Below are 20816 nucleotides of genomic sequence, written 5' to 3' on the forward strand. Positions count from 1 at the left end.
CGTTGAGGAAGACCTTCGCATTGCCGTTCACGTTGAGGCTCTCGATGTCACCGTCGAAGACGTAGGTATCGGTACCTCCGTAGACGGTGCCCGAGGCGCTCTTGTCGTCGTCGGCGATCGAATCAGCAGGATTGAGCCCAATGCTTTGACTCCTGTCAATTGCCTCGCTAACACTGAAGCTGTAGGCCGAATCGCTTCCCTGACCCTTGATCTCCAACGTGTTCTTGTCGCTGGAATCGTACTGGCTGGGATCGATCTCCTCGCCGTTGAGGAAGACCTTCGCATTACCGTTCACGTTGAGGTTCTCGATGTCACCGTCGAAGACGTAGGTATCGGTACCTCCGTAGACGGTGCCCGAGGCGCTCTTGTCGTCGGCGGCGATCGAATCGGCAGGATTGAGCCCTTTGCTCTGATCCCTATCGATTGCCCCGCTAACACTGAAGCTGTAGGCCGAATCGCTTCCCTGACCCTTGATCTCCAGTGTATTCGCTTCTCCACCACTAGCTTCAGCGACAGAGACGGCCTTGGTCAGGGTGTTGGTCGCGCCCTGGTCGTCGGTGACCGTCAGGGCGACGTCGTAGTCGCCGGCCGACTCGAAGGCGTGGGTGGGGTTCGCGCCCGCCGCGCTCGCCCCGTCACCGAAGTCCCACGCGTAGCTCGCGATCGAGCCGTCGTCGCTCGAACCCGACGCGTCGAAGGACACGTCGTCACCCGCAGCAGGGTCCTGCGGCGTGTACTCGAACGCCGCCGCCGGGTCCTCGTTGGCAGCACCGTCGCCGGTCTTCACGATTTCGATGGCCTTGATGTTGGGATTCTCCGCCACGTGTGCGAAGTCGATATTGAGGGTGCCGTCGCTTGGCGTCACCTCGAAGGACTCCATCGCACCCACGTCGTGACCGAACTGCGCGTACTGATCGTAGTCGTCGAGCTTCGTCTCGCCCTCGATGTTCACGTCGAACTGTCGTGGGCCCTTGTTGTCGTTGCTGTTCGAGCCCGAATCCGTCAGGAAGATCTCTGCGAAGTACAGCCGCACTTCGTAGGTCGATCCCTGCTGGACATCGAATGCCCACTGCATTTCCTCACCCGTATCGGTATCGTACCGTTCCTTCTGGAACAGTGATGCCGGGGTTCCTGATGGCACCGAGCTATCCAATGTAATTGAATCATCCGTACTGTAGGTGCCGTCGCCGCCGGCGCTCAGGTACGGCGATGGGTTGTTTTTCGTGTCGGCGCTCCACGCCGGACCGCCGTCGGAAGCTGCAACCTCCGAGCCGCCGGTGTTCACGCGGTAGACCGCCTCGCCGTCCGAGGGCGTACCGCTGTCGGTGTCCTCGACCGTCACGTCGACCGTGTCGGTGTCGGAGCCGCCGTTGCCGTCGGCGACCTCGACCTGGAACGTGTAGGTCGTATCACCGTCGACGTCGGGTGCGGTGAACGTCACCTGTTCGCCGTCGCTGAAGTCGAGCAGACCGTCGGGCTGGCCGGCGGTCTGGGTCCACGTGTACCCGAGCGTATCGCCGTTGGGGTCGCTCGAGCCCGAGGCGTCGAGGGTGACCTGGTCGCCCTCCTCGACGGTCTGGTCGTCGCCCGCATCAGCCGTCGGTGGCTGCTGGGCGGGCGGGTTCACGTAGTCGATGTTGAAGTCCGTCCAGGTCGCATCGAAGGTCGTACCTGCGTTGTACGACGTCGAGATGATGCCGGCTGCTGGTGCCGTACCATCGGAGCTGTCGAGCCAGCTCGCCGGAACGGCGGTCGGCGTGCCGACCTGGATCTTCTGCCCACCGTTCACCGCGTACTCGGCGGTGACGGCGACCTCGTCCACGCCATTGTTGGGCGAGGGGTCAGTCGTCGGGTCGATGGTCAGGGAGAGTTCCGTGTTACTCGAGGGGCCCGTCACGCTGCTGTCCTGTGCGTGCTTGTCGGGGCCGGCGCTGCCGTCGACCTCCTTGAGGAACTGGAGCCCACCGGAGCCGCCTTCGGCGGAGACGATGAGTTTCAGGTAGTTGTCCTGATCACCGTTGCCGAGGTAGATGCCCATTCCCTGGTAGTTCTGGGGGTCCACAGGGTAGCCGTTGACCGTGGTCGAGATCGTGAACGGCTGATCCGGCGCGTTGAACCCACGTTGGAACGCGTACTCCTGATCGTTGGTGCTCTGGTAGGTGTCGCCCTTGGGGACGTTTTCGACCGTCAGCACCTGGGCGGCCCCGCCGACCGTCATCGAGGCGGGGTCATAGAGGCTCTGGTAGTCGTCCTGTCCGTTGGTCATCAGTCCCGTCCAACCCTGGCCGTTCTCGCCGAACAGTTCCGTTTCGGAGAGATCCATGTTGACCGGGAGGTTCGTCGTGGTGCCGTCGTCCGGGTCGACCGCGAACGGATCGGACGTGTCGGGCGTGCCGTCGTTGTCGTCGTCGGAATCCTGACCGTTCGAGATGCCGTCGTCGTCGAAGTCGGCGGGCGTCGAGGCGGCCGAGCACGGGTCCGTGCCCGCGTCGAGCTCCTCGGCGTTGTTGTAGCCGTCGTTGTCCTCGTCGAGCGAGGCGTCGTCGGCGCCGGTACACTGATCGCCACCGGTGTCGCCGCCGAAGTCGTTCGGTTCGAAGACCGTGACACCGTTCCGAGCAGCGAAGACGGTCCCCGGGAAGGGGCCGTCGTCGCCGACGGCCTCAATGCCGAGGATGCCGCTCTGGCTGAAGAAGTTGCCCTGCTGGCTGGTCACACCGTCGCCGGCGTCGTTGAGCTGCACGCGCTCGACAGAACTGGATCCCTCGACGACGAGCAGGTCGCCCTGCATGGCGCCGCCGAAGTTCGAGGCAGTGTACTCGTCCATGCCACCGGTCCATCCGAAGGTGTTCCCGAGGGAGTTGTCCTCGGAGGGGTTCTGGTAGTCACACTCGACCGGGTTCACTTTCGAGGCGGGCACGGGGCTGTTGGACTCGGTGATGTCGAGAACCATGTTCCCGTCCGGGTCGTAGATGTCCGCGCCGGTCGGATTGGCCCGGATCGGGGCGGGGTGACCGGCGTAGCTGCCCTCGCTCGCGAGATGGAGCTGGTCGCCGGTACCGCTCCCGGGATCGTTGGGTTCGTTGGTGCAGACGCCGTTCGGGCCCTCACCGACTGGCTGGCCGCCCCAGCCGCCGTTCGGGCCGTTGTCGATGGCGTAGAGCTGGTCGTTCTCGGACAGCACGAGGTCGTAGGGGTTCCGGTAGCCGGAGGAGTGAACCTGGACGAGGCCGTTCTCGACCCATTTGGCCTGGTTCACACCGTCGTTGCCACCGAATGGAAGGTCGTCACCGTCAGTGGAGTCGTCGTTCTGAATGGTTGGGATACCATACAGGAAATCGACATCAGGGTAGTTGCTGTCGTAGCTCTGTAAGTTCTTTTCCTGGTGGTTATTGTTGATCTGCGCCAGGTCGACTGAGAGCACCGCACCCGAGAGCGCGTACTCGGACGAGTACCCGAAGTTGTTGCTGGGTGCGCCCTGGTTCGTGTGGCCCCCCTGGGCGACGTACAGCGTGTTGCCGTCGTCGCTCAGGTCCAGTCCGTTGGTGGCGTGATTCTCTTCAGAGCGCGGTAGTCCGAGAACCATAACATCGTGATCGACGTTCGCCAGGCTCCCGTCATCGTTCCAGTCCAACGTCAGCCGGGAGATCGCGCCGGAGTTGGTGTCCGTGTCGTCATCAACTTGCCCGACGTCGATCGTCGGGTCGCTCGATGAGACGTAAACGACCGGCTGTGCGGCGGTCCCACCGACCGTCAGGCCCGTTACCTGGCGGGTCGATTCACCGGAATCGATGTTCCCGTTATCGTCGTGGTTCGGGATGTCTTGAATGGCGCTGATCGCTTCCTGTGAGTCGACGCTATAGGAGTTCTGGCCGTCCCGGGAGACCTCTAGTGCGTAGACGACTCCGTTCTGTTTCGAGACGTAGAGCCGGCCGTCGGGCCCGAACTCGAGTGCCGTGAGCGAGCCTTGGCCGAAGCCTTGGAGATCACTCTTGCCGAACCCGACATCGGTCTGTGCGGAGGCTGTACCGGTCAACGCGACCGTCCCGGCGAACACTGATGTTACCATCAGTATCGAAAACACGACCGCTAACGTCGGTTTGATCACCGCTCTGTGCTGCACCGCTGGGTCTCGTCTGAGACTCATACTCTTTTCATGAGCGAGAATTTGTATATAGTCATTTACTAATTATCGCTCACAGGATGGGCAAGTACTACGAGATGGGCGGATTTTCACGGGGTGGGAACGGTTTCACGAACTGGGCGACACCGAAGCGATCAAAATAAGGAGCCGACATTATGGCAGCTCGCGGGCGGGCATGTCTAGACAAACTGGAGTAGTCGATGAATCGACTGTGACACCGGAGAAGAAACCGATCGAGAGAGCCAGCGGTTGCGAGGAAGGTCCGTTTGGATCGGAGAGGATTTCTCCCTACTCTCGTTCGCAAACGATCACGCTCCACGGCGTACCGGTAGCGCCGGGGTCGTTCTGGACAGCAATCAGGAAGTTCGCCTGCTGGTTTCTGCACCCACGAATCGTCCCGTCCACGGTAGCGGTGCCGGCCTCACCGAGGGCTATCAACGAGCGGATCGGGTTCGAGAGGATCGGACTGATCGCGGTAGGAGGTGTAGGTCGATTCGGCCCACTCACGCACGTCCTCGTTGCTCGTCTCGACCATCGCACGCGGCATCTGTTCTGCGTCGGTGACCATGATGAGGATCCTGTCGTCCAGAATTGCCATGTTACACGGGAAGTCACCGTCGTACTGATAGATCTCCGTTCGATCCGCCTCGAAGACCTCCCGGGAGTGTCCCCCGAGTGTGGTGTCAGTGCCGAGGGCGTCGAGCAAGCCCGGCGTGACGATCCCCTCGAACGTCTGTGCCCCTTCGATTACGCTGTCGCGGATAGCAGCGAGCGTCTGCGGGACGGCCACGGAAGCGAGCATCCGAACGTGTTCCGCCCCCCGAAGTCGTCCCGCCATCGCGAGAATCGGCATGAACGGGTTTCCGGTAGTGGCTGTGGTGACAGAGGTGTTCTGCAGCCAGCTGAGATCGAGGTCCATTTCCTCGGTCGGCAGCCAGGTGATCGCCTCGTGGAGCTGTTCGACCGCCTCCATCGAATCGAGCAGTCGGGTAAATTCCCGCCCGACGAGCTCACCCATCGGCGTTGCTTCGTACGCGTGTCCCTTGCGGACGATCCAGTCCCGGTCGGTGAAATCCCCGAGAATACGCCCGAGCGTCGAGGACGAAGCCCCGGTCTCCTCCCGGAGTTCGGCGCGGTCGTGAGGTCGGTCAAGGAGAGAGCGCAGTACCGCCACGCGATGGGCCGACCGAGAGAGGAACTCGATGTGGCTGAGAGCCGGATTCATAGAGGCGCTACGTCATCATCCCGCATAAGCCTAGAATCTAGGCATATAGAGTGTCATTGAAATTTAATTTCTCGTCGTTAGGACAGATCATCGACTCCGGGATACATCGGAAGAATTTACAGCAACGTGAAACGAACGCAGCCGATCCCTCTACACGGCCGGTTTCGTCCCCACAGGGGAGATGTTCTCACATCGTCCTGGCGTGCCAAATCGGAACACGACTACCGTGAGCACGAATGTGGCACGTAAGATGTAGAGGCAGGATGAAAACTTGTTAAACATCACCGTCACAACTAACCCTATACGGTGTTGAATGAACTCCGACAAACAGATGGGTGATTTCGTCGGTCTTTCATCCGAGATCGAGGACGTGGCAAGGGGTTTCGACCGGCCGGGCCAGTACAGCTACGAGATCGCCGGACGAGAACGGTCGGGGTCGATGGGATGGGACGTGAGCGAGCGGTCGGATGGCGATGTCGTGGTTGGCTTTCGCTACGAGTTGGACGGACAGGCGTTCGACAGGACCGTGATCGGATCCTCGAGAGAGGTCTGCAGCGAGCTGCTCGCCACCCCTGCCCGGGCGTACCTGCGGGGAGGGCTTTATTGAATCCGCAGAGGGCAACGGGACTCACGGTTTGAGGGCCAGTTCGAGGTTGTAGACGGCGGCGGTGAGGAAGATTTCACGAAATTGGCGATACCACGCTCGCGCTCGAACGGCGGAGCCGTACGAGCGCTTGATCACCGAGTTCACGCACTCGCAGATTGAGCGTTGGTGGTAGCGTTCGCTCTCGATGCGCGCGTTGTGCGCGTGATCGTACGGTGCGAAGACGCGGTGTTTGATTAGCGGACGGACGCCTTCGGCCCGGAGAGCGTCGCGGAAGCTCATGTCGTCGTAGCCCTTGTCAGCGGCCAAATTGAGCAGGCTGCCCGCGTTCCGCAGGGCGACCTGCGGGCCGCGTTGGTTCCGTTTGGCCACTTCGCACTACAGTGAACGTCGATAACCGCGCCCTGCGCGGTATCGACGAGAAACGTTGCTTGGATCGTTCGTACGTCTCGATCACACCGCTTGAGGTAGTGGTTCGACGCCTCTCGGCGGTCGAAATAGGTGGCGTCGATGGCGGCGTGGCCCGACTGATCGAGCAGTTCCGACGAGAGTCGGAGCAACTCTCGCCAGATACACATCGGTGCTCGGTCGAAGGACCTGCACAGCGCCGATGGACCGATGAACTCGCCGCGGCGGAGTGCGAGCGCGGCTCGCACTCGCTCCATCTCTTCGGCCCAGTCGAGAACTTCGCTGAGCGTCGCTTCCATGTGAACGCGGAGGAAGTGCAGGACGGCGTGCTTCCAGCCGGCAACTCCGTTGCCGGCAGGATCGCTGATCTGCATCAGTGCTGCATCGGAGAGTTTTCGTGCTATCGAGACCGCTTGCTTGACGAAGCGGAAGAGGACCTTCTGCACAACTGGCTTCTTCCGCTTCAACGCTGTCGTTCTACCGACTCAACCTGCCGCCGTTGGTGGATTCAATAGAACCGTCGTAATCGAGATAGCCGCGGTCGAAGACCTGAATCGACGAGTCGAGGTCTGCGAAAACCTCGACGTCGCTCTGGAGGTGGTCGAACTGCGTCGGTTCGCGAGTGTCACCTCCTGTGACGGTCACACCAAGCGGATGTTTATCCTCGCCGTCGACACGTGCGGCCAAATTGAGCTTGAGACCGCCATCAGTTGGCTGGATTTCGTGCAGAACCTCATCGTCCTGGAACTCGCTCGGAATAGCAACCGATCTGGTGAGCGTGAGATTCGTTGCGTCGGTCGCGACAACGGCACGGTTAATCCGCTCTAACCGCTTGCGCTGAACGCCACGCTGGTGGTACAGCTGCGGGGTGTGGAGTAACTCGAACAGCACGCGAACGACCGCGCGGTAGTCGCGGTCGTTCGTGCGCCGTGAGAACGTCGAGTCGGCCATGTACTCCATTTGATCGTGGGTGTCAGTCTTCTCAGCGAGCTCAGCCAGCGAATCAGAAGGACTGATTCCCTCGAAGACACCGACCCTGAGATGGTTGTCGAAGTCGTGTTTCTTGCTGTAGGTGCCGATATCGAACTTTTCAGCAGTCGACTCGCTGTCGACTGCGTCGAGCAGCGAGTAAAATTCACTCGCAGTGGTCGGTGATTGGTGAAATTCGTCAGGGACCGTTGGCTTCGGTGACCGCCTCGTCTGGGATTCGACCGTGCTTGCCATCACTCCGGGTATGACGGGCGCACACCGGACTTAAATAGTCGAAACGGGACAGGTCTCGTGTTCTATGCTGCGGTCTACCCCACTAAGGGCATGGAGCCGCTTCTCGAGGTCGAGTTAGCCAGTCACTCCGCGGTCGGTAGCTGACGGTGAACCGTCGGCCGGGGCAGTCCCATAGGACCCCTCAGCTCGCTCGAAAGGTGGGGTCGAGGGGTTCTGCCTGGGTCCGATAGGAGTCGTACGTCGATACGGCCCACGACACCACCTCCTCGTTGTCCGAGATGATGAGCGCGCGCGGCATCTGCCCGCCGTCGGTGACTGTCATCAAGAGTTTGTCATCGGTGATCGCCAGGTTGTACGGGAAATCGTCCTCGTACCGACATACCTCGGAACGATCGGTGGCGGCGATTTCACGGACGGAAGACTGCATCTCCGGGTCGCTCTCGATCGCGTCGAAGAAGGAGGTAGTGGCGACCATCTGGACAGTCTGTGTTTCGTTCGTCACTGCCTCCCGGATAACTGCGAGCGGTTGGGGAATGGCGACGGAGGCGATCGCCCGGACCTCCGTCGCCGCCCCGAGCCGCCCGGAGAGTGTGATGATCGGCATGAAGGGATTGCCGCCGGCAGCGGTAACCACTTCTGCGTTCTGGAGGCAACTGAGATCGAAATCCATCCCCTCGGACGGCAGCCACGCCACCGCGTCGTGAAGTTGTTCGACGGTTTCCATCGACTCGAGCACCCGAACGAACTCCCGCCCGATGAGGTCGCCCATCGGTGTCGTCTCGTATCGGTGTCCGGACCGGACTACCCATCCCCTGTCCGTGAAATCTCCGAGAATACGCCCGAGCGTCGAGGAGGAGGCGCCGGTCTTTTTCCGTAGCCCGGCCCGGTCGTGAGATTCCTGCAGGAGGCTCCGGAGTACGGACACGCGATGGTGTGACCGCGATAGAAACCTGATGTTGTCGAGCGCGGATTCCATAAGGTGTCTCATACCCCCTACCATCGTAAGTTCCGAATCTAGGTGGTTAAATCGAGACAGAACCGTCATATCTGACGGACAACTCTCGACGATGGGGACCCCATCATCTTTCGTCGGTTTTGACGTGTGGAAAATGCATAGAACATCCCACCCCGTAGGATTTGTTTCACCGCCTGCAAGAAATTCGTCGTTGAGTACTTATCTCACCCACTACTAAGAGTAGACACTCACAACCACCTCCATTCCGTCGATCACCACCACAAAACCTCTCGACGTGTTGGAATCCCCACCTCATCGAGCAGATTGACGAACGGGGAATGGATCCAGATCGGATCGACAACTCCACAGCCATGATGAACTCCACCGAGAAACTGACCGGATTCACCCGACCCGGACGGTACACCTACTCCATCTACAGACGTGGATTCGGGGAGGGACGGATGGGGTGGAGTGTGACGCGGACCTCGGATACGGAGGTCGCCGTCGGGTTTCACTACGAGCTGGGTGCTGAGGTGATCCAAGAGACCCTGACCGGCACCCCCGAGAACGTCACCGACGAGTTGCTCCACACATCGGCAGAACCGTTCTTGCGGACTGCGTTCTATCCCTCGATCACGCCGTTCTCCGAGGAGGGCGACTTGACGGTTGGTGATCGGCTCGCTCTCCCTTCAGAGAGGGGTGAGGCAAGCGTCGAGATCACGGGAACGGTTGTTCACGGAGATATGGAGTGCTTCTCGTCGACCTGGCGGTTCGACGACGTTACCCGATACAGAGACTACGTCTCGCCCGAGACAGGCCTGGTGTTCAGTGCGATTTCGTACCCGAGCGAAGGGGGAGAGCCACTCCTCACGATCACCCTCGTGGAAGACCGATCTACGATCGAGTCGTCCGATTGACCCACCGTCCTGTAAGCACCACTCGTGAGTCGGTCACCGTCTTTCAATGCGGTGGTCAGTAAGCGCGAGGTAGGTTCCGAACCCCAATGGTGAGTCGGAACGGAAGCAAGCAGTAGCTCGAAACCTCATCATCGCTCCGCGATCGTACTCATGAAAAACGCCGAGAACAATGTCTGCAACCCGAGCACCACGGCCGTGAACGCGAGCATGTCCTGCATCACGAACGGGAGCTGTGTGAATCCACTGGCAGCCCACTCGCCCAGGAGATACAGCCCGTAGCCCGTTCCGGCGGTGACCAGCACCAGCCCGACGGTCGCGCCCTGGCTCAGTCGAAGATGCCGGCGGATCCACCCGGAGACGAGATCGTCTGCATCGTTCACCGGATCGGAGGCCACCGTCGCGAACACCCCGAGGGTGGTGATCTGATAGCCCACGATCGTCAACAAGCTCCCGAGGACCATCGAGTGCACGCCCAGTAACACCCCATTCACCCGGACATCGCCCGCGATCAACGCCATGATCGCGAGCCCGAGCCCGCCGAGCACGACCCCGGGCAGCGAGAACAGGTAGCCCGGTGCGTTCACCAGCATGAACCGGACGTGTCGCCACCCGTCCCGGAAGCTGCTCAGTGTGGCCTCGCCCTCGCGCTCGTGGTACGTGATGGGCTCTTCGGCGATCGTCAGCCCCGACGCGCCGGCCTCCATGATCATCTCGCTGGCGAACTCCATCCCGGTCGTCGAGCAGTCGAGTTCGTCGAGTGCCTCTCGACTGATCACGCGCATCCCGCTGTGGGCGTCGCTCACCCCGGCATCGTAAAAGGCGTTCAGAAAGCGCGTCAGCAGGGGGTTGCCGACGTACTGGTGGAGTGCGGGCATCGAGCCGTCCCTGATCTCGCCGTCCAACCGCGACCCCATCGCCATGTCCGCCTCACCGGATGCCACCAGCTCGAAGAGCTTCGGCAGCTCCTCGAAGTCATAGGTCGTGTCGGCGTCGCCGATCGCGACGTACTCCCCACGGGCGTGGGCGAAGGCGTACTGGTAGGCGTACCCGTAGCCCGGCTCGTCGGGCGTCACGACGATCGCGCCGTGTTCGGCGGCGATCTCCGGGGTCCGGTCGGTCGAGCTGTCGCTGACGATGATCTCGCCGGTCACCCCCAACTCGTCGAGCGCGGCCTTGATCCGGCCGATGCACTCCGCGACACCCCTCTCCTCGTCGAGGGTCGGCATCACGACGCTGAGTACCGGCTGTTCGTCGCTGTCCGCGCCGAGCAGATGCTTGCTCGCGTCCGTTGCCCTCGTCTCGAGTGTTTCGGTCGACCGGATCGTACTACCGCCCGGAACGGCTGTCCCCTGTTCGGTTTTCATCTCGACATCCTCCCCACCACTCAGTCTCCGCATGCCATTCTTTGAGGAGAACAACCGCGTGGCGCATCTTAGTGTTTTCGCTGAGGCAATCAACGGCGCTTTGAACGGTTCGGACGACTGTATTCAACTAAAACGGATCGCTTTCACTAATGAGCTGCTGTGAAATCGTATCTCGGCTGAATCACGCGCTGGCTCCATGTTGAGGTACTGGACCTCGACTAAAGTGTCTCACTGAACTCGTCGCACGTCCGTATCGGTAGTTAGCTCGCCCGGAGCGTGAACGATTCGAGTATCGTAGTCGCACATTCTTCGAACTCGACGCCGACGACGAGATCAGCGTGAACGGCAACGACGTCCTCGCGTTCGAGAACACGGTGGGCTGAGACATCAAGATGATGAGCTCGATCGCGGGCACTTCCTCGGGTGGGCTGTTCAACGTCCATCTCAGGGGCCACGTCGCCATCACTACGCATGGTAAGCCGTTGGTGATCCAGACGCCAGTCAGAACCGATCCCAATGCAACTGTTGCGTGGAGCGCCAACGTCTCTCCCAACGCGAAACACGACCTCAACATCAAGAGCTTCCTCGGGCGTTCGTCGGGCGAGACCTTCCAGCTCGAATTCGCCGGACAAGATGGATTCGTCATCGTCCAACCCTACGAGGAAGTCAACCCCGACCAGGGCGGAGAGAGCGGTGCCAGCGCCGGTACCGGCCAGGGAATCAGCGTCAACGATTTCCTCTGATCCTACTGCCGTTTTGGTGGTAAACTATCACCAGACGTGGGGACAAACGATCCTCAGTAGGAGAAATCAGTGGCAAGCAGTACAGAAGAAATCGATGGAGGACGAAGTTGCGATACGGTTACCGAAAGTGAGTTGGGGTAGAAGCATACTGCAACACACTGCAAGAGGAGTATCCCCTGCTCATCCTCAACGGTGGGAGACCAGTTGCACTCTCAGGATCAACTGGGACGACACTACTGAACTCGCCGCTCGGCGAGCGGATGTTCGCGCCTCGGTAGGGGATTGAACAGTCGAAACCGGTTTTCACGGGCCTCAGTGAGCGAGAAAACGGGAAAGTCGGAAACCAGGTACTTGTAATCACGAATCGAATATCGAACCCGACCGAAAGGATTCATGACTAATGACCTGCCTACCTGCGGGGAGTGACAGCGTGTGCCCGATATTTCGTACACGGACTAGATCGAGTATCCGTATGCACAACTCCGGTTCGTCCTCGACACCGAGGGCGGGACGCCTACGGCGTTCCTCGTGCAACTCGAATACCGCATCGAGGACGAGTGGGAACCAGTCGTTCGGTTCGACCACAACCCAGAAGGAACCTACGGTCACGACGTGACCGAGGAAGGGCTACACATGGACGTCTACCGCAACGGCGAGCAGGTCCGGGTGAAGCAGGATTTCCCGACCGTGCCTTTATCTGCCGCGCCGAGGTACTGTAAGACGTACATCGAGAACAACGCAGACCCGCTGCTCCGGAGGTTCGAAACATGGCACAATCTCGTGACGGATCGATAATCGACGACCACGAACTCGATGCGGCCTTCGACCGCGCTGATCTCCCCGAGGGGGAGGCACGCCTCGTGTACCACGAGGAGGGTGTGACGACCATCGTCCAGGGCGATGCCGACGAGGTCGAACGCCGGTTCAACGAGCGAATCGCCGACGAACTCGGGATGGCCGTCGAGGAACTGGACGATGTCGACGAGTACCCAATGCCCGACCCGCTCGACGACGAGCCTGTCTGAGTGCGACCGCATCTGGTCCAGTAATCGATCGAACTCGGACAACGACGAGGATGATCGAGCGGCTGCTTCGGTGATATCGCCGACGTTGGGGTATCGAGAGTGACTTCAAGAAGCAGAACCATTTCAGGGTGCGAACCACCACGACTGAGCGCGACTATCGACTTCAACTTCGCGTGCGTGCTCTACAACGTCTGGCGGCTCGTTGATCTGCTGGTGAAGCTCGCTATCGACGGCGAGAATCGGACGTATGCGCCGCGTGTGGATGCGAATCAGTTCCTAACCGTGGCGAAGCAGTACTACGGGCGTGATCCGCCTGACTGAGAGACGGCCATCTCCGTGACTGCCGAGTCGTGAGCGACAGCTCTATTGGACGCTCGTTTGGTTCATGTTTTAGGACGCTAATCCCGAAATTGCGACCCGATTCCGCCCGCGGCTCGTTTACTGCATCAAGAACCCGACTGCAACGAGCATCCATTCCGTGCATTCAGCACCGACCTAGCCGAATCTCCACGGGGAGTGTGGTCTTCACCGGCGTTGGGTTTCCGAACGATCCTCGTGAGGATCAGCGGTCGGCCAACTGGATCTGTCAGGGAGAGTGGGTTGTGGGTGAGCATTCCCAACCATCTCGGACTCCCCCGGTTGTGCGTGCTAGTTGCACACTCGTAATTCTTTTGGCGTGCAGCGATCGGGCTGACGCCCTGATCGCCGTCTCGAGTCCGGTCCTGAGAAGGCACTCTCCAGTGCCTTCCGCAACCGAACCCAGTAGGTGGCTCAACGGACGGCAGTCACTACTGCCGGGCAGTTGACCACCCCACGTTTCTATCGGAGTACCGACCGTCCATCTCTGGACGGTGATGGTCTCTCAGATCGGCTCCGATCACCACTGACGGTCCGAGGTGAATCCCAACACGGATTAGCTAGGTAGGATTCCGACCAGCGAGTAATCACCGGAATATCTCTACAGAAACAAGATTTATTCCGATCGAACGACTGGGCTCAGTCATGGACGATCCGCGCCCAGAGTTGAAAGGCGACGAGCGCGCGGAGACGCCGATTTTCGAGTCGTTAACGCCGCCTGACGAGCTCGTCCGGAGCGGCCGGACGCGCGATGATTTCTTCGATGCGGTCCTGGGGCTCGAAAGTCCAGCGACCATCGGTGAAGTCGCTGATCGGGCTGATCACGGGCGTGATGCCGCCAAGGAGTATCTGGAGTGGTTCGAACGGATGGGGATCGTGACCCAAGTCACCGAGTCACCGGCAACGTACGAACGCAACCGAGAATACTTGACCTGGCGACGGGTCCAGCAGCTCCGCAACCGCTACACGACCGACGAACTCCTTGAGTTCCTGAAGACGGCGACGGAGCGTGACCAGATGTACATGAGGGAGTTCGACGTCGAATCTCCGGATGGGGTACCGATCTCGGCGCACGCATCCGATACCGACCAATCGCTGGAGTCGGTGTGGGACGACGTGTCGATGTGGAAGACGACGCGCCGGCGGATCGCCCTGCTCGAACGGGCGTTGGTGAGCGATTCCGACGACTCCGCTGACCAACGCACCACAGCATGACCGATGGGCGTGACGGTGCTGATCAACCCGACGACACCGAGATCGTCAGCGGTGCGCCGGTCGACTTCGAGCGCCTCGCAGTCGTTGAAGAGGATTAGCTACCGACGACCGATTCGGGCGAATCGAGAAACAACCGGATTTTGCAGCGGATCGGCTGGTGTGTCGCTACAGTCCCGATTTCTATCCGGACACCGTTTCGGCTGCCCGCCTCGAAATCGTCTGGTTCGAAAACGGGGACTTCACGCTCCACTATCACGAAACTCATGACGAGGGCGTATTCGATCACCGCTGGGACCGACACCCTTCGGAGCACAACGCGCGCGACCACATCCACCCAGGACCAAATGCACCAACACCCGGCGACAATGTCGTGCATCCGGATGACTGGCGGGATACTCTCTCCATAGTTCTCTCAGAGATCGACGAGAGGCAACGCAGCTTTTGGCCACTTTAATTGAAGTTATCGGACAGCGATCATCGTGAATCCCAACACGAATCAGAGATGGTCCCTACTCAACCGTGTATGTGGCCCTGGGGGCATCTCGCATTCGGCTATCTCTCGTACTCGGTGTGTGCCCGTCTGTTCTCGATCGAACCGTTCGACGCCACGACGGTCGGGCTCGTCGTGCTCGGTACCCAACTACCGGATCTCATCGATAAACCGCTCGCCTGGACGTTCGCCGTGCTCCCCAGCGGTCGCTCCCTTGCTCACTCGGTGTTCGCCCTCTGTGGTTTCAGTGGGCTCGTTTGGTGGTACTACCGCCGGGAGGGCCACCCCCAACGGGCGATCGCGTTCGTCGTCGGCTACGCCTCCCATCTCGCCGGGGATGGCTACATAGCTCTGCTGTCGGGGCGCTATGCGTATCTCTCCTATCTCGGCTGGCCGCTGCTTCCCCCACCGCCGTTCGGCGAGGAGGGGACTTTCCTGAGCCATTTCAGCTCGCTCCGGTTGACGCCGACCGTCATGAGCGGCGTCGTGGTGTTTGCGGTCGCGTACGTCGTCTGGATCGAGGACGGCGCACCCGGACGACGGGAAATCCGTCGCTTCCTGGAACGGCTGCTCGTCGCTCGTTGACAGAAAACAACGATCGTTCACGAATTCAGCAGTGTACCCGATGATCGTTGTCCAAGTAGGACAGCGAACAACATCTGGCAGGAACTGTCGAGCGGATTCGGGAGTTCGTACAAGTATTCGGGAGGCCACGATTCGGGTGATCACCGACCCTCTCCAAACCGATTTGGTGTTCCAGCAAGTCCAAGAGTCGGACTCTCTCGGATGGAGAGACATGCTACTTTGACTGGCCGCTATGGAGGGTACGACATCACTTCGAGACCGCGGTCGTCGAACCGGTAGCGGTGACGAGAGTAGCTCGTGCGACGAGAAGTCTGACGATTCCAGTCCGGAGATCGTCACGCTGAGCAGCATGTTTTTGCCCGACCGATTCGAAGAAACGGTATGAACGCCGCCGGAGATGGCTCCATGGGCAGGGCACGCCCTCGACGCGAGGACGCCGCACTGCTCACCGGCGACGCCGTGTTCACGGCCGATCTGAACCCATCCCAGTGTGCGTCGCTCGCCTTCGTCCGCAGTCGGTACGGCCACGCACGGATCGACCACATCGAGGCGGCCGAGGCTGCGACCCGCGACGGCGTTCTCGGGGTGTTCACCTGGGACGACATCGCGGCGTCGGACGCGCCGGGCGTACTCTCTGTCGAGACCGCCCGGCCCGGGGTCGACGTACCTGGACACCCGATGCTCGCCCGCGATCGCGTGCGCTATCAGGGCCAGCCGGTCGCCGCGGTCGTGGCCGAGACGCCCGCCATCGCATCCGATGCCGCCGCGGCCGTCGAGATCGTCGACGAACGCCTCGAAACCACCGTCGATCCGATCGAAGCCACGACGGACGGAGCGCCGACGCTCTTCGAGGGAGCGCCCGACAACGTGGCCGCAGCCAGGGAGCTGGGCGACGCCGAGCGGACCGACCGGGCGTTCGCCGACGCCGCCACGACGATCGAGATCGACCTCGAGAACAACCGGCTCGTGCCGAACGCGATGGAGCCGCGGGCCGCCCTCGCACGATACGATCCCGCCGAGCGTCGACTTCGAGTCGAGATGACGAGCCAGACGCCACACGGCCACCGCAGCGATCTCGCGACCACCCTCGGGCTCCCCGAAGAGCGGATCCGGGTGATCTCGCCACACGTCGGCGGCGGCTTCGGGCACAAGGGCCACCACCATCCCGGCGAGGCGATGGCTGCGTGGGCCGCCCGCGAGCTCGAACGACCGATCGCGTGGACGGCCACGCGGACCGAAAACTACGCCGCCGGTGCCCACGGTCGTGACCACCGAACGCACGCCGAGTTGGCCCTCGACACGGACGGCAGCGTTCGCGGACTGCGTGCCGACACGTACGCGAACGTGGGTGGCTACGGCCTCGGGTCCGCACCGATCCTGCCGACCGGGTACGGTCGATTGCTGTCGAGCCAGTACCGGATCCCGGCGATTCACTGTCGCGTACGTAGCGTCTTCACCAACACCGCGCCGGTCCACTCCTACAGGGGCGCCGGGCGGCCGGAGGCGATCTACGTCACCGAGCGGCTCATGGACGTGGCCGCCCGCGAGCTCGGACTCGACCCGGTCGAACTGCGGCGCAGAAACCTCCTCCCGTCCGACGCGTTCCCCTACGAGACGCCGGTCGGCGCGGTCTACGACAGCGGCGACTACGGGCGGGCGTTCGACAAGGCGCTTGCGGCGGTGGACTACGACGACCACCGAGGCGGGGAAGCGAACCGCCGCGAGGACGGTCGGTACGTCGGGGTCGGGATCTCGTGTTACGTGGAATCGACGGGCTCCGGGTTCGAGAGCGGTGTCGTTCGCCTCGATCCGGACGGCGGCGTGACCGTCTCCGCGGGGACGCACTCCCACGGCCAGGGGCATCGGACGACGTACGCACAGATCGTCGCGGACGAGCTCGGCGTCGCCGCCGACGACATCGAGGTGATCGAGGGCGACACCGACCGGATCCCGGAGGGCACGGGCACGTTCGGGAGTCGAAGCACCATCGTCGGTGGCAACGCCGTCGCGGAGAGTGCCCGCTCGGTCGCGACGACGGCACGTCGGATCGCCGCCGACCGCCTCGAAGTCGCTGCCGACGACCTCGTGATCGCCGATGGGAACGTCCGCGTTTCCGGAGCCCCTTCCCGCAACGTTCCCCTCGCGGAGATCGTCGCGACGGCCCACGAGGACGGGGCGGATCAGTCCGACGTCGGGCTCGAAGAGACGACGGTCTACGACCTCGAACGGACGGCCTACACGTTCGGGACACACGCTGCGGTCGTCGCCGTCGATCCGTCGACCGGCGAGATCGAGGTCGAACGGTACGTCGCCGTGGACGACTGTGGCCCACGCATCAACCCACGGATCGTGGAGGGCCAGATCCACGGCGGTGTCGCCCAGGGCATCGGGCAGGCGTTGTACGAACGGACGACGTACGACGAGAACGGGAACTTGCTCACCGGCTCCCTGCAGGACTACGCCGTCCCCCAAGCGCTCGATCTCCCCGAAATCGAGACGGACCTGACCGTGACGCCGAGCCCGACGAACCGATTGGGTGTGAAGGGGATCGGCGAAGCGGGCACCATCGCCGCACCACCAGCAGTCGTGAACGCCGCCGTCGACGCGCTCTCGCCGGTCGGGATCCGGCATCTCGATATGCCACTCACGGCCGAGTCGGTGTGGCGTGCCATCGAGGAGAACTCCGGCTGAACGGGTTCGGCGCTCGACTCACGCCGCTCGACAACTCCCCTAACGGATGGAAAGCCGGATGATGCACCCCTCCAACCGAACTCCACCCGTTCGGCATGGAGGACTACGCCGCCTACTTCACCCAGACGGTGCTGACGAACGCGCTCGGCTACCGACAGCACCGGTTCGTCGACGGCGATGAGATGCTAACTATCGGCGAGTGAGCGATCCACGACCGACGTCGTGGGCTCGTCCGTGGACTGTCGATCTCGACGGGTCGACGCGCTCGCACTCATCGACGGTACGAGTGAACGATTAGGGTGAGAACGGTCGTAGCCGAAACGCAAACCATCGATCCCGTGAGTCGTTGCGCAGGAGCGCGACGTTGCCGATCGATCGGCCGAGTTCGGGCAAAGCTTGCGCCTCGCGGCGAGACCAACAGGCCTTTCCAGCAACTCTCCCGACGATCGGTATGGTCGCACAGACGATGGATCGAGTTCCGCGATAGCGACACAGTACGTTCCATGATCTCCTGTGGGGTCGGTGGTGAACGCTCGTGACCGACCTCCGAGCGTTCTCGAAGCGAGGCTTCGACGGCGTCGCGCTCAAACCCACCGAGATCGATCTCGACCGAGTGTGCGCCGCCGACGTCGAGAGAGCGATCGTCGACTACGAGGGAGGCGAGCACGTCCCCAGCACGTCACTGCTCGAGGAGTTCGCCCGGGAGACCACGGTCCGCCTCACGACGCCGGTCCGCGCCGACGGGTTCGATCCGCTCGGCGATGCGCCCCTCTCGAAGCGCCTGCCGGCCGGTGTCGGACGGGTACTCGTCGCCGGCAACCCGGCGTATCTGACCGACGACGAACGGCGACGGGCCATCGCGCCGCGGCTCGGCGCGGCCCGCACGGACGATCCCGAGGCCTGGATCGGCACGGAGGGCGTCGAGCGGCTCGCGCTGGCGGCCGGTGGCACCCAGTTCGAGCTCCTGTCGCCGTCGGCCACCGCCGAAGTACGGGCGCTCCGGGCGGCGGGCTTCGACGACGAGATCGCCGTCTACGCGCCGGTCGTCCTCTCCGACGACGAGGCGACGCTGCTCGACACGCTCGGGGCGTACGTCGCGCGTCGCGGCTCGGTCGCCGCCGCGCTCGAAAACGCCCGGACCGAAGAGACCAATCGAGCGGCCGTTGCCGACGGCGCGCCGACCGACGCCACGGCGACCGGCCGGTCTCGGGCGATACTCCTCGAAGCGATCGACGAGTTCGCGCTCGTTGGTCGGCCCGCGCGGGTCGGCGAGCGCATCGAGGAGCTTCGATCGGCCGGTGTCGATACGGTCATCGGCTACCCGGCGCGGGGGCCGGACGCGCTCGGTCGGTGATCGACCGATCACCGATCGTCGAGCGGTCCTCTCCACGCACAGCACGATAGCCGCTGGTGAGAACAGCGAAAGGGACACACGGCAAACCACCGATCGTCGACTACTCGGAACCATCCGTCGGAACACCGCGAACGACGCTCCGACCGGCAGTGATCTACCCGAGCTGCTCTGGAAGGCACGACGGAGCGTTCGGTTCTGGGCGATCGTGCGGTGAGTGAACGGACGAGCTATCGAGACGGCCGTCCGGGAGGACCGGGCTGGCGATCGTCGATGTCGGCCCAGACCAGTCGATGGTCGGACGCAGTCTCGACGGCGTCCCCGAGGCCCCGTTTGGAAGCGTTCTTGCTCGGCCAGACGACCGAGGACGACCGCAACGAGAGGTCCGGCGACGGAAGCACCCAGTCGACTTTCGGTCTGTTCTCAAAGGTGGCGGTCGCGTAGGGGTTGCCTCGTTGTGCACCACCCGGACTCGTCGGCAGGCGGCGGGTGGTGAAATCGTCGTTCTCGACGAAGTACTTCGTCGCCGGATCGAGTGGTTCATCTCCCGGCCCGGCGTTCATATCGCCCATCAGAACGTAGGAGGCGTCGTCCGCGAGTCCGCCCGTCATCCCGCTGTCGTCGTAGATGTACTCCGCGCCGGCGACGTAATCCGCGAAGAACCGCACCTCGTCGTGGTTCCACCGTCCGTTGAAGTTGTTCGGGCCGTCGAAGACGGGCGGGGTCGGATGGCTGAACAGCCCGTGGACCGTCCCACCCTCCACCTCGAACGGCACGTCGATGTGGGTCTTCGAGGAGAGCCGATAGACGTCCGTCTCGGCCTCCGTCAGGTAGATTCCCTCCGGATCGACACCGGGCTCTCCCTTGATCGGGATCAGGTTGCCGGGCATATCGGTCCAGCGGAACTTCTGGAACGACCGGATGCCAGCCTCGTCGAACGGATGTTTGCTCGCGATCCCGAACGCGTACTGGCCGGGGAAGACGCCGAACCCGAACGCATCACCCGGACGTTCGCCGGCGTTGCCGTCCTTGTTGAAGTCGTAGGGCTCCTCGGGGAGGACGCCCGTGTTGCTGGTCGGTTGGAGGGTGTACTGATACTCGATACCGTCGAGGGTCCGGTGCTGTGGTTCACTGAGATAGTTGTCGACGAACGCCTGGATGTTCGTCTTCTTCGTGGGGACGCCGTCTTCGACCCTCGCCCTTTGAATGTTGTTGGCGAGTTCGTTGACGACGATGATATCCGGGTCGATCTCCTGAATCACACGAGCGGCAGCAGCGGCTTGTTCGTCGCCCTTCTGTTGGACCTGCTCCGTGTTCAGATCCACGACGTTGAACGCCGCGTAGCGAGTGCCGCTTCCTCGGCCCGCTGCACTCGCCGTCCCGATGAAGGCCGACGACGCGACGGCCGAGCCTGCGACTTGCAGAAATCCGCGCCGATCGGTATCTCGCACCATGGTCGACGTTCGATCAGGCACGAGGCATAAGCCCTCGGGTTGCGAGGAACGGCAAACAGTGCGG

General features: G+C 62.2%; 13 protein-coding genes and 5 pseudogenes. 11 read left to right on the forward strand and 7 right to left on the reverse strand.

The genetic code is table 11. The features are described 5' to 3' along the window. Together TX76_RS11180 and TX76_RS11185 are read right to left on the reverse strand one after the other, a co-directional pair. On the reverse strand, nucleotides 1-4069 hold a 4069-nt coding region (locus TX76_RS11180; protein WP_195156045.1), incomplete at its 3' end, for a PKD domain-containing protein. A gap of 496 nt (nucleotides 4070-4565) precedes the next feature. Then, nucleotides 4566-5369 carry a helix-turn-helix transcriptional regulator gene (locus tag TX76_RS11185; protein WP_049902558.1) on the reverse strand — a complete coding sequence of 268 codons (804 nt, stop codon included), beginning with the start codon at nucleotides 5367-5369 and terminating at the stop codon, nucleotides 4566-4568. Nucleotides 5370-5700: 331 nt separating this feature from the next. On the opposite strand from TX76_RS11185, the gene TX76_RS11190 reads away from it, so the two are divergent. Next, the gene (locus TX76_RS11190) at nucleotides 5701-5976 is read left to right on the forward strand and encodes a hypothetical protein (protein WP_195156046.1); all 276 of its coding nucleotides are present in this window, start codon (nucleotides 5701-5703) and stop codon (nucleotides 5974-5976) included. Between the two features lie 21 nt (nucleotides 5977-5997). Here TX76_RS11190 and TX76_RS11195 read toward each other — a convergent pair. The 3 genes and pseudogenes from TX76_RS11195 to TX76_RS11205 all read right to left on the reverse strand — a co-directional run bounded on the left by TX76_RS11195 (nucleotide 5998) and on the right by TX76_RS11205 (nucleotide 8650). Next, nucleotides 5998-6827, reverse strand: a pseudogene (locus TX76_RS11195) (IS5 family transposase). Nucleotides 6828-6903: 76 nt separating this feature from the next. Further along, nucleotides 6904-7605, reverse strand: a pseudogene (locus TX76_RS11200) (IS4 family transposase); the annotation flags it as partial. 181 nt (nucleotides 7606-7786) lie between these two features. After that, on the reverse strand, nucleotides 7787-8650 hold the full coding sequence (locus TX76_RS11205) for a helix-turn-helix transcriptional regulator (RefSeq protein WP_449404489.1): 864 nt from the start codon (nucleotides 8648-8650) through the stop codon (nucleotides 7787-7789). Nucleotides 8651-8934: 284 nt separating this feature from the next. Between TX76_RS11205 and TX76_RS11210 the strand changes: the two genes are divergently transcribed. Further along, complete coding sequence (locus TX76_RS11210) at nucleotides 8935-9477, forward strand: hypothetical protein (protein ID WP_195156047.1); 543 nt, start codon at nucleotides 8935-8937, stop codon at nucleotides 9475-9477. 128 nt (nucleotides 9478-9605) lie between these two features. On the opposite strand, the gene TX76_RS11215 is transcribed toward TX76_RS11210, so the two are convergent. Beyond that, a complete protein-coding gene (locus TX76_RS11215; RefSeq protein WP_049902688.1) occupies nucleotides 9606-10841 on the reverse strand; it encodes a glycosyltransferase family 2 protein in 1236 nt (411 codons plus the stop codon). 311 nt (nucleotides 10842-11152) lie between these two features. Here TX76_RS11215 and TX76_RS11220 point away from each other — a divergent pair. The 9 genes and pseudogenes from TX76_RS11220 to TX76_RS11255 form a co-directional block, all read left to right on the forward strand. Beyond that, a pseudogene (locus TX76_RS11220) lies at nucleotides 11153-11584 on the forward strand (AIM24 family protein); the annotation flags it as partial. A gap of 528 nt (nucleotides 11585-12112) precedes the next feature. Further along, entirely contained in the window at nucleotides 12113-12379 is a 267-nt protein-coding gene (locus tag TX76_RS11225; RefSeq protein ID WP_228842366.1) for a DUF7718 family protein, read from the forward strand. Next, nucleotides 12352-12609: a hypothetical protein gene (locus TX76_RS11230; protein WP_049902564.1), complete on the forward strand. Its 258-nt coding sequence runs from the start codon at nucleotides 12352-12354 to the stop codon at nucleotides 12607-12609. The genes TX76_RS11225 and TX76_RS11230 overlap by 28 nt, the downstream gene beginning before the upstream one ends. A gap of 50 nt (nucleotides 12610-12659) precedes the next feature. After that, nucleotides 12660-12930 (forward strand): annotated as a pseudogene (locus tag TX76_RS17115) (transposase); the annotation flags it as partial. Between the two features lie 681 nt (nucleotides 12931-13611). After that, the gene (locus tag TX76_RS11235) at nucleotides 13612-14181 is read left to right on the forward strand and encodes a DUF7342 family protein (RefSeq protein WP_049902566.1); all 570 of its coding nucleotides are present in this window, start codon (nucleotides 13612-13614) and stop codon (nucleotides 14179-14181) included. Further along, nucleotides 14178-14635, forward strand: a pseudogene (locus TX76_RS18655) (hypothetical protein). Before TX76_RS11235 ends, TX76_RS18655 begins: the two are co-directional and overlap by 4 nt. 69 nt (nucleotides 14636-14704) lie before the next feature. After that, on the forward strand, nucleotides 14705-15256 hold the full coding sequence (locus TX76_RS11245) for a metal-dependent hydrolase (protein WP_049902568.1): 552 nt from the start codon (nucleotides 14705-14707) through the stop codon (nucleotides 15254-15256). 381 nt (nucleotides 15257-15637) lie between these two features. Beyond that, nucleotides 15638-17947 carry a xanthine dehydrogenase family protein molybdopterin-binding subunit gene (locus tag TX76_RS11250; RefSeq protein ID WP_049902569.1) on the forward strand — a complete coding sequence of 770 codons (2310 nt, stop codon included), beginning with the start codon at nucleotides 15638-15640 and terminating at the stop codon, nucleotides 17945-17947. Between the two features lie 535 nt (nucleotides 17948-18482). Beyond that, complete coding sequence (locus tag TX76_RS11255; protein WP_049902570.1) at nucleotides 18483-19301, forward strand: DUF7388 family protein; 819 nt, start codon at nucleotides 18483-18485, stop codon at nucleotides 19299-19301. Nucleotides 19302-19528: 227 nt separating this feature from the next. Here TX76_RS11255 and TX76_RS11260 read toward each other — a convergent pair whose 3' ends face one another. Beyond that, entirely contained in the window at nucleotides 19529-20752 is a 1224-nt protein-coding gene (locus tag TX76_RS11260; protein WP_228842367.1) for an endonuclease/exonuclease/phosphatase family protein, read from the reverse strand. Between the last annotated feature and the right edge of the window lie 64 nt (nucleotides 20753-20816).

This window comes from Halococcus agarilyticus, from assembly GCF_000334895.1.
GTDB classification, from domain to species: domain Archaea; phylum Halobacteriota; class Halobacteria; order Halobacteriales; family Halococcaceae; genus Halococcus; species Halococcus agarilyticus.

What these genes read in the sequence shown, in the direction of transcription:
- TX76_RS11215 (WP_049902688.1), bottom strand. Translation starts at nt 10,841, where the DNA reads ATGAAAACCGAACAGGGGACAGCCGTTCCGGGCGGTAGTACGATCCGG.
- TX76_RS11245 (WP_049902568.1), top strand. Translation starts at nt 14,705, where the DNA reads ATGTGGCCCTGGGGGCATCTCGCATTCGGCTATCTCTCGTACTCGGTG.
- TX76_RS11210 (WP_195156047.1), top strand. Translation starts at nt 8,935, where the DNA reads ATGAACTCCACCGAGAAACTGACCGGATTCACCCGACCCGGACGGTAC.
- TX76_RS11250 (WP_049902569.1), top strand. Translation starts at nt 15,638, where the DNA reads ATGAACGCCGCCGGAGATGGCTCCATGGGCAGGGCACGCCCTCGACGC.
- TX76_RS11235 (WP_049902566.1), top strand. Translation starts at nt 13,612, where the DNA reads ATGGACGATCCGCGCCCAGAGTTGAAAGGCGACGAGCGCGCGGAGACG.
- TX76_RS11190 (WP_195156046.1), top strand. Translation starts at nt 5,701, where the DNA reads ATGGGTGATTTCGTCGGTCTTTCATCCGAGATCGAGGACGTGGCAAGG.
- TX76_RS11205 (WP_449404489.1), bottom strand. Translation starts at nt 8,650, where the DNA reads ATGACGGTTCTGTCTCGATTTAACCACCTAGATTCGGAACTTACGATG.
- TX76_RS11230 (WP_049902564.1), top strand. Translation starts at nt 12,352, where the DNA reads ATGGCACAATCTCGTGACGGATCGATAATCGACGACCACGAACTCGAT.
- TX76_RS11185 (WP_049902558.1), bottom strand. Translation starts at nt 5,369, where the DNA reads ATGAATCCGGCTCTCAGCCACATCGAGTTCCTCTCTCGGTCGGCCCAT.
- TX76_RS11260 (WP_228842367.1), bottom strand. Translation starts at nt 20,752, where the DNA reads ATGGTGCGAGATACCGATCGGCGCGGATTTCTGCAAGTCGCAGGCTCG.